The organism is Dactylosporangium sp. NPDC006015, assembly GCF_040614215.1.
In the GTDB taxonomy this organism is placed as follows: domain Bacteria; phylum Actinomycetota; class Actinomycetes; order Mycobacteriales; family Micromonosporaceae; genus Dactylosporangium; species Dactylosporangium maewongense.
Genome location: NZ_JBEXUD010000012.1, coordinates 116,348 through 131,236 on the forward strand (window position 1 = coordinate 116,348; position 14,889 = coordinate 131,236).

6 protein-coding genes and 1 tRNA gene are annotated in these 14,889 nt (G+C 74.9%); 5 read left to right on the forward strand and 2 right to left on the reverse strand.

Annotated elements, in window-relative coordinates; translation table 11 throughout:
• Window positions 1–27: 27 nt before the first annotated feature.
• Window positions 28–102, reverse strand: a tRNA-Arg gene (locus ABZ321_RS23000).
• A gap of 67 nt (window positions 103–169) precedes the next feature.
• Here ABZ321_RS23000 and ABZ321_RS23005 point away from each other — a divergent pair.
• From ABZ321_RS23005 to ABZ321_RS23025, 5 genes are all read left to right on the forward strand, one after another.
• On the forward strand, window positions 170–1,522 hold the full coding sequence (locus tag ABZ321_RS23005; protein ID WP_354894355.1) for an SWIM zinc finger family protein: 1,353 nt from the start codon (window positions 170–172) through the stop codon (window positions 1,520–1,522).
• Window positions 1,519–4,398 carry a DUF6493 family protein gene (locus ABZ321_RS23010; RefSeq protein ID WP_354894358.1) on the forward strand — a complete coding sequence of 960 codons (2,880 nt, stop codon included), beginning with the start codon at window positions 1,519–1,521 and terminating at the stop codon, window positions 4,396–4,398. Before ABZ321_RS23005 ends, ABZ321_RS23010 begins: the two co-directional genes overlap by 4 nt.
• A gap of 216 nt (window positions 4,399–4,614) precedes the next feature.
• A complete protein-coding gene (locus ABZ321_RS23015) occupies window positions 4,615–5,301 on the forward strand; it encodes an MOSC domain-containing protein (RefSeq protein ID WP_354894361.1) in 687 nt (228 codons plus the stop codon).
• A gap of 114 nt (window positions 5,302–5,415) precedes the next feature.
• A complete protein-coding gene (locus ABZ321_RS23020) occupies window positions 5,416–7,605 on the forward strand; it encodes a DUF4132 domain-containing protein (protein WP_354894363.1) in 2,190 nt (729 codons plus the stop codon).
• A gap of 176 nt (window positions 7,606–7,781) precedes the next feature.
• Window positions 7,782–10,268, forward strand: a complete 2,487-nt coding sequence (locus tag ABZ321_RS23025) for a tetratricopeptide repeat protein (RefSeq protein WP_354894366.1) — start codon at window positions 7,782–7,784, stop codon at window positions 10,266–10,268.
• Window positions 10,269–11,018: 750 nt separating this feature from the next.
• Here ABZ321_RS23025 and ABZ321_RS23030 read toward each other — a convergent pair.
• Window positions 11,019–14,783 carry a hypothetical protein gene (locus ABZ321_RS23030; protein WP_354894369.1) on the reverse strand — a complete coding sequence of 1,255 codons (3,765 nt, stop codon included), beginning with the start codon at window positions 14,781–14,783 and terminating at the stop codon, window positions 11,019–11,021.
• Window positions 14,784–14,889 lie beyond the last annotated feature (106 nt).

The window sequence follows — 14,889 nt, forward strand, 5'->3', positions numbered from 1 at the left end:
TGCATACCTCCACGCGGGGTCTGAGGCGGCAGGCCGACCGGATTCGAACCGGCGTCTTCCAACTTCGCAAGGTGGTGTGACGACCTCTGCACTACGACCTGCCGCCCGCGAGCCTAGGCCACGACCCGCCTTCAGAAAAATGTCGTACCCGGGAGCTACGTTGTCGGGCATGAGCAACGCTGTGCAGTCGCTGAGCTATCTGGCCCCGTCGGCACTCCACGACGGAGGGCTGCAGCTGCAGACCGCCGGTGGTGTGGCGCAGCGTGCCGTCACCGCCAATCCGCGGTTCTTCACCGGGTTCCTGACCACGCCCGCCGCGGCGGCGGCCGGGCTGCTCGCGGTCGCCGAGGTGGCCCGCACCCGCTATTTCCAGCCCCTCAGCCCGGCCAGCCTGGACCCGGTCGTCACCGGCAGCCGGGACCGGCTGCGGTTCGAGTCGTTCTCCGGCTGCTGCGGCGTCTATGCCCGCCTCGACGTGCTGCCCACCGGCCTCGACGGTGAGATCGTCGACCACGGCACCACCAACGTCGACGTCAACACGCCATTGCGGCAGGCGCTGCAGCGGCTGACCGGCGTCGACCCGCTGCACGTCAGCGTCGGCCCCGACGACCTCACGGTGTCCACGATGGACGGTGCGGTGGTGGAGAAGAAGGTGCCGCTGCCGTCGCGCTGGCTGCGCGGGTTCGCCGAGGTGCAGGTCATCGCGTCCGGCTTCGACCCGCGGGCGGAGCTGTCCGCGGCCGAGGCGACCGCGTTCCTGCGCCGGCTCCCGTCGGGCGGCGACCGCTCGGTGCTGTGGGCCGTCCCCGCCGGCCGCTCGCTGCGGCTCACGTCCCGCCCGGTGCCCGGCGCCGTCTGCCTGCCCGGGCCGGCCCGCCTCGCCGCGCTGAAGCCGGTCCTGCGCTTCGCCAAGCACCTGCGGGTCTATGGTCCGGCGGTCACCGCCGGCAGCGGGCCCGTGTCGAGCACGTGGGAGCTGGACACCGGTGAGCTGCGCCTGTCGCTCACGCTGTCGCCGCAGCCGAGCCGCGGCTTCTCCGGCGAGGGCGCGGTCCTCGCCGCGCTCGCCAGCGACGACGTCACCGACGACGCCGAGCTGATCGCGACGCTGCTCGCCTGGGACCCGACGGTCGACGTCGACGCGCTCGCCGAGCAGGCCGCGATGCCGGCCGCGCGGGTCAGGGCGGCGCTCACCCAGCTCGGCACCGCCGGCCAGGTCGGCTTCGACGTGTCCGAGGCCGCCTATTTCCACCGCGTGCTGCCCTATGACGCGCAGCGCGCCGAGCGGCACAACCCGCGGCTGGCCGGTGCCAGGGCGCTCGTCGAGACCGGCGCGGTGACGCTGGACGGGTCCGGGGCGAGCGTGCGCAGCGGCGAGGAGACCTACCGGGTCCGCGCGGCCGGCGACGCGCTGCACTGCACCTGCCCGTGGTGGGCGAAGTACCGTGGCGGACGCGGCCCCTGCAAGCACGCCCTGGCCACCGAGCTGGCCCGCGCCGCCGCCCCGGCGGTGACCCGGTGAACCTGTTCACCCGGCGCCGCTCCGGCCCGATCGAGTGGCCCGACCTGCTGGCCATGCTGCAGAAGGGCAACTTCGCGGCCACCGTGGAGGCGCTGCGCGACCTCGACGAGACCCAGCGCGCCGAGCTGGGCCACAAGCTCGTCGCGCTGCGCGGGGACGCCGGCACCTGGTTCAACCCGCAGCAGGCCACCGCCTATGCGGTCGCCGCCGTCGGATGCGCGTCGACGGCCGCGAAGGCCGTCACCGTGATCGCCCGGCGCGGCTGGCCCTGGTCGGCCATCCAGCCGCAGCCGGTGCTGCGCGCCGCCGCCGACCGCGGCGTGCCGTGGCTCGGTGACCTCGCGACCAGGCTGGCCGGCAAGCTGCCGCGCGACGGTGGGTCGCTGCGCTCGTGGCGCCTCGTCGCGGACCTGGTCGTCGCCACCGGCGTGCCGGTCCCGACCGGCGAGCGGTTCGTCGACGGCTGGCTGCTGTCGCTGCAGATTTCGGAGCGCAACAGTGTCGTGGCGGACAGGCTGAGGAGCAGCCCGTTCACCGACGCGCTGCTGCCGCACGCATTCGAACGCGACCAGATCGTCTTCACCGTCGGCGGCCACGACCCGGACACCGGCAAGTGGGTCACATGGCCCGGCATCCTCTTCGCCGCCGCCGCGCTCGTCGAGGAGGGCCGGTTCCCGCGTGCCGACATCCTCGACCGCTGCCTGGACGCCCTGCTCGCCGTCCGCCCCAAGGCGGTGCTGCACGCCTTCGTCAGCTTCCACGACAAGCTCGCCCCGACCGAGGCCGAGGTCGCCGAGCGCACCACGATCTACCTGAAGCTGCTCACCGACGCCATGGGCTCGGTGGCGACGATGGCGCAGAAGGTGCTGAAGACCGCGGAGGCGGCCGGCGGCGTGGAGCTGGAGTCGCTGCTCGACGCGTCCCGCACCGTCCTCACCCGCAGCGAGAAGGGCCTCGTCAAGGCGCAGCTGATCTGGCTGGAGAAGCTCGCGAAGCGGCACCCCGCCCGCGTCGCCGAGATCGCCGAGGTCGTCGCCGTCGCCGCGGACCATCCCGACGTCCAGGCCCGCGACCGTTCGGCGGCGTTCCTGGCGAAGCACGCGGCGCCCGGGGCCACCGGCGTGCAGGTCGTCCCGCCCGAGCCGGACCTGCTGACCGCGCCGGTCGGCGCCGCCGACATGCCCGAGCCGATCGCCACCCCCGACGAGCTGGCGGAGGAGATCGCCGCGCTCGACCAGACCGACTGGCAGACGGTGCCGTTCGAGCGGGTCCTCGCGGCGGTCGTCCGCATGCACGCCGCCGACCCCGTCGGGCTGCGCGCCGCGATCGCCCCGGTGATGCAGCGGGCCCACAACCGGATCGGCGACGGCTGGTGGGGCTCCGAGGGCCACCGGCGCACGGTCGCGATGTTCACCGCGGTGCTCAACAAGGCCGCCGGGCTGCCGTTCGTCCTCGACGACGCGGCCCGCGCGCTGAAGGGCACTCCCGCCGACCTCCGTCTCGGCAACTCCTACGCCAAGCTGCAGGGCGTCCTGACGATCCGGCTGGCCGAGATCGTCATGCGGCTGTCCACCGACCCGGTCCCGGCCCTGGTCGCGACGCCCACCCTGGTCAACGGGCTGCTCGACCCCGCCGCGCTGGTCGAGCGGCTGGCCAGGGCCGAGCGGGAGGGCTGGCAGCCGTGGAAGCGTGACCTGCGCCAGGCGCTGTACCGGCTGCCCGCCGACGCCGATCCCGACACGCTGCGGCAGGCCCGCACCCTGACCTCGGACGCCGGCCGGACCCTCGTCGAGTGGCTGGAGACCGGCGGCGCCGGCCGGCCCGACGTCCGGGTGGTCCGGGTGCACCGCCAGCGCGCCGAGCGGGGCCGCTATCTCGAGTGGCTGCCCGAGTCGCGTTTCTACGCCACCTCGTCGCCGGACCGGTCCGGTCTGGACCACTACTGGCTGACCGAGCTCGCGGCACCCCCGGTCGTCAACGCCGACAGCAGCGACGGCCTGGGCCTGGCCGCGCTGTGGCCGGCGGTGCTGCCGTCGCAGCGGGAGATCGTCGCCGCGTGTCTGCTGCCCCTCGTCGCCGGCGCCGCCGACCTCGACTCCGGCCGCGGCAATGTCCAGCTGCTGCCGCTGCTCGCCGACCTCGCCGGCCCGGTCGGCCCCGCGACCCTCACCGCCGTCGCCTACGGCCTCGCCGCCACCCAGCCCGACGAGCGCATCGCCGCGCTCGACGCGCTCATGGCCCTCGGCGGCGCCGCCGACTTCGACGGCGGCGAGCTCGGCGCCCAGCTGGCCCGCATGGCCGGCACCAAGCTGATCGTCCTGAGCCGCGTCGTCACCCAGCTGGAGGAGGCGGGCCGCATCGCCCCGGCGCTGACGTGGCGGATCGCGTCGGGCGCGCTCGGCGGCCTGCTGCCGGCGGAGACCAGCAGGCCCGCGCCGGGCCCCGCCATCACCCCGCCGGCGTCCGCCGCACCCCTCACCAGGGCCGCCGCCAGGGCCGCCGCAAGGGACCTGGCCGCGGCTATCGGCTCGGCTGCAGCTCCCGGCTCGGTCGCGGCTTCAGGCTCGGTCGCGGCCTCCAGCTCGGTCGCGGCCTCAGGCTCGGCTGCGGCTTCCGGCTCGGCTGGGGCTTCCGGCTCGGCTGGGGTGACTGCGGCGTCGGGTGCAGCTGTCCGGGGTGGCGGGGCAGGGGCGGACGGCAAGGCGCACGTCACGCCCCGCGGACTGCCGGACCTGCTGACGCTCGCCTCGACCACGGCGGCGGCGTCCGGCAGCCGGGGTGAGGTGCCGGGCCTCGCCGACCTGGCCGCACGCAAGGGCTCGACCCGTCTCGTCGTCGAAGCGAAACGCCTGCACCGGACCCTGACCACGACCTGACCCCTGCCACCGCACCACCTCAACCACCGCGATGCCGGCGGGCCTGTGGGCAGCCACTGCCGCCGGCACCGCTTGGTGGATGCGGGTTGGCCAGCGCTTGCGGCGGCGGGGAGGCCTCCCCGTGGGCCCGTCACCTGGGGTCGAGCAGGCTCATGGCGGTGGCGGCGGGCGGAAATTGGGCGGCGGGCATTGGCCGGGGTCGGTAGCTTGCTGGGCGTGAGCAGGATTCTCTCGGTCAACCTCGCGGTGCCGGAGCCGAACCCGGCCAAGGGTGGTCTCACAGGTATCAACAAGCAGCCGGTCGACCACCTGGTGACCGTGCGCGCGCCGGGACCGAAGACGACCGGCCTGCACACCGGCCTGGTCGGCGACCAGATCTACGACATCCAGAACCACGGCGGCGACGACCAGGCGGTGTACGCGTACGCCCGGGAAGACTACGACTGGTGGCAGGCCCGGCTGACCCGCCGGCTCGCCAACGGGCTCTTCGGCGAGAACCTGACCACGGAGGGCGTCGACGTCAACGGTGCCGTCATCGGCGAGCTGTGGCGGATCGGTCCGCGGTTGGTGCTGCAGCCGACGTTCGGCCGGATTCCCTGCTCCACGTTCCAGCACAAGATGGGCGAGCCGCGCTGGTTGAAGACGTTCACCCGGTCGGTCCGCCCCGGTGCGTACCTGCGCGTGGTGGAGCCGGGCGAGGTGTGGGCCGGCGACCCGGTGACCGTCCTGGACCGCCCGGCGCACGGGGTGACGATCGCGCAGGCGTTCCGCGCGTACATGACCGAGACAGAGCTGCTGCCCGGCCTGCTCGCGATCGAAGGCCTGCCCGACGATCTCCGCGCGACGTTCGAGGAACGCCTCCCCAAGCGCCGGCCGGCACCTCCGACGACGTCCGCCCGCTGACCTCACCCGGGTCGGCTCGATCCTGGAGGGAACGTAGCGATCCGGTACGGTCGCCGGACCGGGCCGGGCGGCAGGACCACGCCGCCGGCGGGGACGAGCGGGGAGGCCGGGGCGATGGCGGCAGGGCGGGTCGTGGTCGAGGGGCTGGTGTGCAAGGAGCCCGCCGGCATGGCGTGGGAGGACGGGGAGCGGGACCTGTGGTGGTCGCGGGCCGCGGCGCTCGAGCACGGCCTTGAGCGGCCCGACTGGGGTGCGGTGGCGGCCGGCGCGGACCGGGTCTCCGACCTGACTCCGCCGCAGGTGGTGTGGTTGTTCGCGAAGGGGCCGGAGGTGCCGGCGCGGGCGCTGCTCGGCAAGCTGGTGATGCTGCGGCACCGGCAGCGGGTCGATCTGTGCCGGGTGCTCGTGGCGCGGTTCGAGCTGGATGCGCTGCCGTTCGTGCGCGGCGAGGCGAAGGAGCACGCGGACGAGCTGGGGGTGCTGCTGCTGCCGTTCCGGGCGCCGGAGGTGGCCACGCTGGTGGCCGGGTGGCTGCGGCACCTCGGGTCCGCGCGGCTGTGGGCGCGGCTGTGGCTGGGCCGGCACGCCGGGACCGCGGCGCGGGCGTTGATCCCGGCCGCGGTGGGACGCTCCGCCAGGGAGCGGCAGCACGCCGAGGAGGGGCTGCGGTTCCTGGCCTCGACCGATCACGGGCCGGCGATCGCCGAGGCCGCCGCGGAGTACGGGCCGGACGTCGCCGACCTGGTCGCCGCCGGACTCGAGCAACCGGCGCCGCGGGCGGCGCGGAGAGGGAAGCGGCCGGGGTGGACGCTGCCGGAGCGGCTGCCGGAGGTCGGCCTGGCCGGTGGCGGGACGATGCCGCCGGACGAGGTCGCGCGGCTGGTCGACGGGCTGACCCGGGCGCGGCTGGCGGATCCGCCCGAGCCACCGCCCGGCGATCCGGCCCCGCGGCACGACCGTCCCACGTCGGGTGTGGAGTCGTCGAAGGCGCGGCAGCCGCTCGTACACCTGCCGGATCCGCAAACACGTGCGCTGATCGACGACTGTGACCGGGGGAGTCTGGCGGAGCTCGGCCGGGCGCTGCTGACGGCGTGGGTGGCGGACGGGATGCCGCCGGCGGAGGCGTGGGTCGTGCCGGCGCAGGCCCACGTCGGCGACGACTCCACAATGGACATGCTCGCGCCGCTGCGGCGGTCGTGGTCGCAGGGCGGCCGGTGGGAGCGGTCGGTCGAGGGGCTCGCGGTGCTGGCCACGGCCGGCACCGACGTGTCGCTGCGGCATCTGCTGGCGGTGGAGGAGCGGTTGTCGGCCGGGCCGACGAACGACCGGACCGGCGACTACCTGGCGCAGGCCGCCGAGCGGCGCGGGATGACCGTCACGCAGCTGGCGGACCGGCTGGCGCCGGCGCACGGGCTGGACACCGGCGTCACCCTCGACTACGGGCCGCGAGCGTTCACGGTGGGCGTCGACGGGCAGCTCACGGCGTTCGTCGCCGACGCCGACGGGCGGCGCCTCGCCCGGCCGCCGAAGCCGGGCGTCAAGGACACGAACCCTGCGGCGTACCAACACTTCCTGGGGTTGAAGAAGGACCTGCGGTCGGCCGCGGCGGCGCAGGTCGCGCGCCTGGAACGGGACATGCTCGCGCGCCGGTTCCGACCGGCCCGCGACCTCCCGGCGGTCGTCCTGCCGCATCCGGTGCTGGGGCCGATCGCGCGGCGGCTGCTGTGGGGCGAGTACGGGCCGCGCGACCACCTGGTCCGGGCGCTGCGGATCGCGGAGGACGGCAGCTTCACCGACCGCCACGACGCGACCGTGACCGTCGGCGGCGACGCCTGGCTCGGCGTCGTGCACCCGGCCGACCTGGGCGGGGACCTGGCCGGCTGGGTGCAGGTGTTCACCGACTACGAAATCTTGCAGCCGTTTCCGCAGCTGTACCGCCCGGCGATGGCGCTCACCGAGGCGCAACGCGACATGACGGGCCTGACCGGCTTCGGGCCGGTGCCGACGGACCGGATCGCGCACCTGTTGGGCGGCGCCCGGTGGCAGGGCAACGGCTACCACCGGCAGCAACGGCTGCACACGCAGCTCGCCCACCGGCTGCCCGGCGGCCTGACGGTGCTGGTCGAGCTGGACCCGGGGGTGGAGACGTCGGCCGTCACCGCCGTCCGCGAGCAGCGCGTCACCGAGATCTGGGCCGACGACTCGTGGTCGGACCACTGGCAGGTCGAGCGCCGCATCCCGATGGGGCGCTGCGACGCGGCCGCCCTGTCGGAGGTGCTCGCGGAGCTGTACGCCGTCACCTGAACCATCGCACAAAGCGAAGGACGGCACCGGTGCCCTCGTGTCACCGGTGCCGTCCTTCGCTGGATTCATCGTCGCCGACAGGTGGCCGGACCTCCAGGACGTTGACCGGAACTTGGTCGGAACTTGTCATACCGGAGGCATAGGGTGGCGGCAGCGGCAGAACACGCGGTCTGGGGATGGCGATGGTCGAGGTCGACGGGGCGTTCGGAGCGCTCGTGCGTGCTCACCGGCAGCGTCTGGGGCTCACGCAGGAGGAGCTGGCCACGAAGGCCGGCCTGAGCGTCCGCAGCATCGTCAAGCTGGAGGGCGGCCGGATCGGGGTGCCACGGCCGCCGACGGTGCGGCTGCTGGCGCAGGTGTTCGGGCTGACCGGCGCCGACGCCGAGGACTTCCGCCGCTGCGCGGCCGGCGTCGCCGCCGAGCCGCCCGCCGGCGGGCGGGTGGGTTCCGGCCGGGTGCCGGCGCAGCTGCCGCCGGACGTGTCGGCGTTCACCGGCAGGGAGGCGCAGCTGGCCGCCCTCGACGCGCTGGCGTTCGCGGCCGCCGACCAGCCGACGGCGGTGTTCGTCGCGGTCGTGACCGGGCCGGCGGGCGTCGGCAAGACGGCCCTCGCGGTGCGGTGGGCGCACCACGTCCGTGACCGGTTCCCCGGCGGGCAGCTGTATGTCAACCTCCGCGGCTATGACCCGGCCCGGCCGATGGCCGCCGGCGACGCCCTCACCAGGTTCCTGACGGCGCTGGGGGTCGCCGCCGAGGACGTGCCGGTCGACGAGGACGACCGGGCCGCCCGGTTCCGCACCGAGGTGGCCGACCGCCCGCTGCTGCTCCTGCTGGACAACGCGTCGTCGGCCGAGCAGGTCCGGCCGCTGCTGCCCGGCACCGCGTCGTGCACGGTGCTGGTGACGAGCCGCGACACGCTGCCGGGGCTCGTCGCCGTCGACGGCGCCCGGCGGGTCGAGGTCGACCTGCTGACCGCCGGCGACGCGGAGGTCCTGCTGCGGCGGCTGATCGGGGCGCGGGCCCGGTCCGCGCCCGACGCCGTCGCCACCCTCGCCGAGCAGTGCGCGCGGTTGCCGCTGGCGCTGCGGGTCGCGGCCGAGCTGATCGCGGCGCGCCCCGAGGTGACGCTGGAGGACCTGGTCGACGAGCTGCAGGACCAGCGGCGCCGGCTCGCCGTGCTCGCCGCCGGTGAGGACCCGCGGGCGTCGGTGCCTGCGGTCCTGTCGTGGTCGGTGCGGCACCTGCCGCAGCCGGTCGCGCGGGCGTTCGGACTGCTGGGGCTGCATCCTGGGCCGGACTTCGACGCGCACGCCGCCGCGAGCCTGACCGGCGCGGGCCTGGCGGAGACGCGCGATGCCTTGGCGCTGCTCGTCCGGGCACACCTCGCGCACCGGACGGGTCCGGGCCGCTACGGCATGCATGACCTGCTGCGGGCGTATGCGGGCGCCCATGCCGAGCAGCCGGGCGAGGCCCGACGGCGGATGTTCGACTTCTACCGCGCGACCGCGGCGAGCGCCGTCGCCACGCTGTTCCCGCGTGCGCAGATGCCGGCGGCCGCGTCGCCGGTCCTGCCGCAGGGCGACCGGGGCGCGGTTTCGCCGGTCTTGCCGTCGGGCGACCCGGACGCGGTGTCGCCGGTTCGTCTGGTGGGTGACCGGGATGCGGTGTCGCCGGTTCGTCTGGTGGGTGACCGGGACGCGGCCCACGCCTGGCTGGAGGCCGAGCGGGCGGCGTTGCTCGCGATCGTCGCCGAGGCCGCCACGAGCGGGCACCCGGCGCACACCGTCGACCTGGCGGCGATCCTGGCGCGCTATCTCGTCGACGGCCCGCCCGCCGACGCGGTCACGGTCCACGGTCTCGCCGCCGACGCGGCGCTCGGCGACGGGGCGAGGGAGGCGGCGGCCCGCGACGCCCTCGGCCTGGCGCTGCTGCGGCAGGGCCGGCCCGCGACCGCCACGGCGCAGTTCGACCGGGCGGAGGCCCTGTTCGCCGACCTCGGCGACCTCGCCGGCCAGGCCCGCGCCACCCTCGGGCAGGGCCTGGCCGAGGGCCAGCGGCACCGGCTCGAGGCCGCCGCCGCCAGGTTCGAGCGCTCGCTGCACCTGTTCGAGCAGGCCGGCGACCGCACCGGCGAGGCCCGCGCCCTCAACAACCTCGGCCTCGTCGAGGAGCGCCTGGGCCGCTACAGCCCCGCCGAGGCGCACCAGCAGCGGGCGCTCGTGCTGTACGAGCAGCTCGGCATCCTGCTGGGAGTGGCCGCCGCGCTGACCGACCTGGGCATCGTCGAGCACCGGCTCGGCCGGGCGGAGCAGGCCGCCGCGCACCACCGCCAGGCCTTGGAGCTGTTCCTCGACGGCCGCGACCGCCTCGGCGAGTCCTGGGCGCGCAACGGCCTCGGCGAGGCCGCCATGGCCTTCGGCGACCCGTCCACCGCCCTCACCCACCACGCGGCCGCCCTCGCCGCCGCGACGATCGCCGCCGCCCGCGACCAGGAGGCCCGCGCCCACCTCGGCCTCGGCGACGCCCACGAGGCCATGCACGACCTGTCCAGCGCCCGCGCGCACCACGAGGAGGCGGTTGCTCTGTTCACCGAGCTCGGCATGCCCGAGGCCGACGGCCTCCGCACCCGCCTGACCCGCGCCCCCGAAGAAGGTCCACGCTGACTCCGCCCGCCGCGTCGTGGGCGTGCGGGTGTCCGTGCCGCCGCAATCCATCCGCGTCCGACCTGATGTGACCGTGACGGGGTCGCGCCGACCCCGGGCCGGCGTGGGGACTGGGCGCGCTGCTGGCCCGCGCTGCTGCGCTGCTGGCCCGCGCTGCTGCGCTGCTGGCCCGCGCTGCTGCGCTGCTGGCCCGCGCTGCTGCGCTGCTGGCCCGCGCTGCTGGGCTGCTGGCCCGCGCTGCTGCTGCGCGACGGCCGGCTTCGGGCCGGGGCCGCGCGGCATGTCTCGGATCGAGTTCCTGGCCCCCGACCCGGACCTGGAGCCATCCAGGTAGGCGGGCCGCGGCGACCTTGTCGATGCGCCCAGTAGTCGTCCAGGAGGGCCTCGACGTCGATCGCGGGCCGTTGGCGCAGCTCCGCGTTGGGAAGCAGCGCGATCGACGCCGCGTCCCGGCGTCGGCCATCTGGCGGATCACGTCGGCGTGCCGCTGGGCCCGGCGCGGCACCGCCGTCCCGAACGCACGCCGGTCGCCGTCGTAGCCGAGCGCGTCGAGCAGAACCTGCGGGCGGCTCGCCCGCTGGTCGTGGCCGCTCACCGGCACGCCGTCGCGCGGCGATGCGAGCGGCACCCGGGTCAGCGCGGAGAACGCCGGATCTCAGTCCCGCGAGAACAGAAGCCGACGCGTCCTGGTGCCCCGACGATCAACTCGGGGCCTGTCGTACCGCCGATGAACCAGCGTTCAGCGTCCGCTCATGCGATGCCGGCGACCAGAGGGAGGAGTTCGGGCGCGGCGACGCGAAGCAGTTCCTCCGCCATGCGACGGACCGCTCGGGGATCCAGGGCCGCGGCCGCGGTGACCGGGCCGCTGCCGTCGAACGCCAGCAGCGCCTCGGCGGCCTGGCGTCTGGCCGTCCGGGAGTCGGCATCCAGGGCCTTTTCCGGCGCCGGTGCGGTCGTCACCGGCGGGCGGGCGGCGATCGGCCGGCGCGGTTGACGCGGCCGGCGTGGACGGGTGTCGCCGGCCGACCTGGGCATGGCGAACCGTTCGACGGCAGCGGCGCGTTCGGCCCAGCGGCGGGCGTGCCCGGCAGCTCCACGCTCGTCGGCGGCGCGGGCGAGCTGCCTGAAGGCGGCCGCTTGCAGGCTCGGGTCGGCGAACGAGCCGGCGGTCTCCTCCGCCAGGTCCAATTGGTCCAGTGCCACCATCGCCGCCGCGACGGCGATCGTCACGCGGGCGCGTTCGGGGTGGCTCTCGATCGTGGCCAGCAGGGCTTCCGCGAGGTGCTGGTCGCCGGCCAGGACGTGGGTCCGGACGATTGCCGATGTCGCTTCGATCCGGGTCTGCGGGTGGGCGATGGTCGCGGCCAGACGCGTCGCGGCGGGCAGGTCGCCGGTGGAGACGAGGCTGTCGACGACGGCGAAGAGCAGCTCCGACCGCCGGACCGTGTCGCTGATCGCGGTGGCCGCCTCGACCGCGACGTCTGTCCGGCGAACCGAGGCGGCGATGTCGAAGACGCGGACCAGGGCCTCCTCGCGCGGGCCTTCGTCGGGGCAGGACCGGGCCGCCGCGATCGCCTCGGTGAAGGCGCCGGCGGTCGCATACGCCGTTGCCAGCGCCGTCAGCGCATCGGCCCGCTCCTGCGGGCGGCGGATCCCCTTGGCGATGTCGGCCGCCTCGTCGAGGCGGCCCAGGGCGACCAGCGCGTGCGCGATCGATGCCTGCAGACCGGCGAGGTCGTCCAGGTCGGCGTCCCGGATCTGGTGGTCCGGGATCGCGTCGAGCAGCGCGGCGGAGAATGCCCGTTCGCTGGTGCCGGCCAGCGACCGCGCCAGGTTGATGAGTGCCGGTACGTGCCAGTACGGCACCGCGGCGGAACGCGCGAGCTGCTCCGCCCGGACGGCCAGCTGCTCCGCAACCTGTCGGTCGCCCTGCGTGGCGTGGTGCTCGGCGAGCTGTGCGAGCAGCGCCGCATGCATGGCCGGCTCCGAGTGCTCGCGTACCGCCGCCTCGGCCTGACCGACCTGTCCGGCGGTTGCGTAGGCGCCCGCCAGCGCCCGCAGCGCGTCGGTCTGCTGGTTGGGGTGGATGGACAGCGGGCGCAGCGACCCGACGATGGCGTCCGCGCGGTCGCCGGCGTGCGCGTGCACGCACGCCACCGCGACACCGAGCAGGGCGAACTCCCGGTGCGCGCCCTTGAGCAGGTTCGCCGCGGTTTCCGCCTCGCCGGTGAGGGTTTCGGCGTGGCCGGTGTTGCCGGACAGCGCGGACACCAGGGCAAGGACGCCGAAGGTCCCGGCCCGGACATCGGCCTCGGTGATCCTGCGCGCCATCCGCTCCGCGCGGACGGGATCGCCGTGCTGGGCCATCGCGATGGCGACCTGGGACAGGGCGTTGGACTCGACCGGCTGCAGGTCGGGAATGCGCCGCGTGACGTGCTCGGCGCGGCGGCATTCCCCCTGGACGGCCAGCGACCGGGCGATGCCGCCGAGCGCTCGGCCGCGGGCCACCGGGTCGGGGATCGTCTCGGTCATGTGCAGCGCGTCGTCGACCCGCCCGGCGTCGGCCACGATCTCAGCGACGTCGGCCAGCATGGCGGAGAACCGGAACGGGTTCTCCCCGAACTCGTCGGCGAGGCGACCGGCGTCCTGCACCCGGTCGGCCGCCACCAGCGCCCGGGCCATCTCCTTCTTCGCGGCCCTCCGGGTGTTCATGTACTCGGACGGGCCGATCGACCTGAGGAACCGGCCGGCGCGTTCCAGATCGGCGGCACCCGCCTTGCCGACCAGGTCGACGAGGATCCATTCGCGTTGGGTCGGCTCGTCGAGGGCGTCCACGAGAGCATCGGCCTGCGGCCATGCGCCGCGGTCCGCGAGGTCACGGACGAGGATGCCCAGCGCGGCGGTCCGCAGGGCCGGTGCGCCGACGGACCTCGCGGTGTCCTCGGCGGCGCGGTACTGACCGGACTCGACCAGTGCACGGGTGATCTCCATCAGTGCTCTGCCCTTGGCGTGCGCGCCCCGGATCGACCCGGCGACCAGCCGGGCCTTTTCCAGCGATCCCGCATCCTTCGCCAGCGCGCTCACGACCTCGCAGAGTGCCCGTTCGCGCTCCTCCTGGTCGGTGATCGACCGCGCGAGGACCTCCGCGCGGTCGAACTCGCCGAGGCTCGCCCAGGCGGCGGCCAGGTCGACCGGAATTCGCGTGCCGCGGCGCCGCAGGAACGCCTGGTGTGCCGCGAGCCGTCCGACCGCGTCGAGGTCGACCTCGACGCCGGCGGTGAGCAGCCGTGCGGTCGCGTCGATCTCGGTCATGGTCAGGTGGTCGCCGCCCGTGGCGACGAGCACCCTGTCGTGCAGCACCCGGTCGACCCCGCGCTCCACCAGGCGGGTCGCATCGCCCGTCGTGAGCAGCAGGGCGCCGTAGCCCGACAACAGGTAGACCGGCGTCTCCTGCGGCCATCCTTCGTCGCGGTACCGGTCGGCCCAGGCATGGATCCTGTCCTGCGACTCGGTCAGGTGGCCCGGACCGATCCGCTCGATGGCGGTGGTCCGCAACGCGTCATGGCTGAAGACGTACACCTCGGTGTCCTGCCCCACCCGCCACCGGCTCGGCTGGGCCAGGAACAGCCGGCCGGCCCGGCTGCCCAGCAGCTCGGCGAGCTCCCAGTCCGGCCGTCCGGTCAGCTCGGCGAGATCCCGTCCCGTCAGGGCGCCACGCGCGGCGGCGAGCAGGCCGAGCACGTCCCGTCCCGGACCGGCGCCGCCGAGCAGGACCTTCAGGTCGCGGATCAGGTCATGCCGGATGACCGCCGCCGCCGGCGAGCTGGTCAGCGTGCGTACGACGGACGGATCACGGAGCGGATGGTCCCGTGGGACGTCGTCCGGCAGCGGTGGATTGGGCCTTGACGCGACGATGACCCGGACGTTGGCGTGCGGGCGTCTGGGCAGCAGCGCGGCGATGCTCGGGGTGTGCAGGTCGGTCGCCAGCGCCAGATCCTCGTCGAGCCCGTCGACCAGCAGGACGAGCCGGCGTTCCTGCCGGGCGCAGCGCTCGCCGGCCCGGTCGAGGAGATCCAGGAACAGGGTGTCCCGCTTCGGTTCGGTGATCGCAGGCGTCGGCTCGTCGAGCAGTTCGGCGAACTGCTCGATGACGAACTCGGTGAACGCGATCCTGCCGTCCTGCTCGGCCAGGCTCGCCGAGATGAAGAACGGCACCACGCGGACCCCGGCCGGCGGCCGCAGCGCGAACCAGGACAGCAGCGCGGTCTTGCCGGCCCAGGCCGGTGCCTGCCACATGACGTACTGCGCCGCGGTGCCCGTGGCGAACGCGGCCAGGTCCGCCAGCTCGCCGTCGCGGCCCTCAAGAGTCTGCGGCGCGATCCGCTCCACCTGGTGCCGGTACGTCGACCGCGCCGGCCCGGCAGCGTGGAAGTAGTTGTGCTGGACGTTGTGGTCGCCGATCTGCACCCCTTGCGACCGCGAACCGGCCTCGCCGGATCCAGGTGCGACGCCCATACCCCCGATGATGCGGACTGCCGGGCCACTTGTTCAATGCCTGAACTGATGAATGTGCATTGACGCCGGCTGTCCGGTGCGCATCGCAGCGGCTTGGCGAAACAGG

Coding starts and splice junctions, on each gene's coding strand:
- ABZ321_RS23005 (WP_354894355.1), top strand. CDS start 170: ATGAGCAACGCTGTGCAGTCGCTGAGCTATCTGGCCCCGTCGGCACTC.
- ABZ321_RS23025 (WP_354894366.1), top strand. CDS start 7,782: ATGGCGATGGTCGAGGTCGACGGGGCGTTCGGAGCGCTCGTGCGTGCT.
- ABZ321_RS23020 (WP_354894363.1), top strand. CDS start 5,416: ATGGCGGCAGGGCGGGTCGTGGTCGAGGGGCTGGTGTGCAAGGAGCCC.
- ABZ321_RS23030 (WP_354894369.1), bottom strand. CDS start 14,783: ATGGGCGTCGCACCTGGATCCGGCGAGGCCGGTTCGCGGTCGCAAGGG.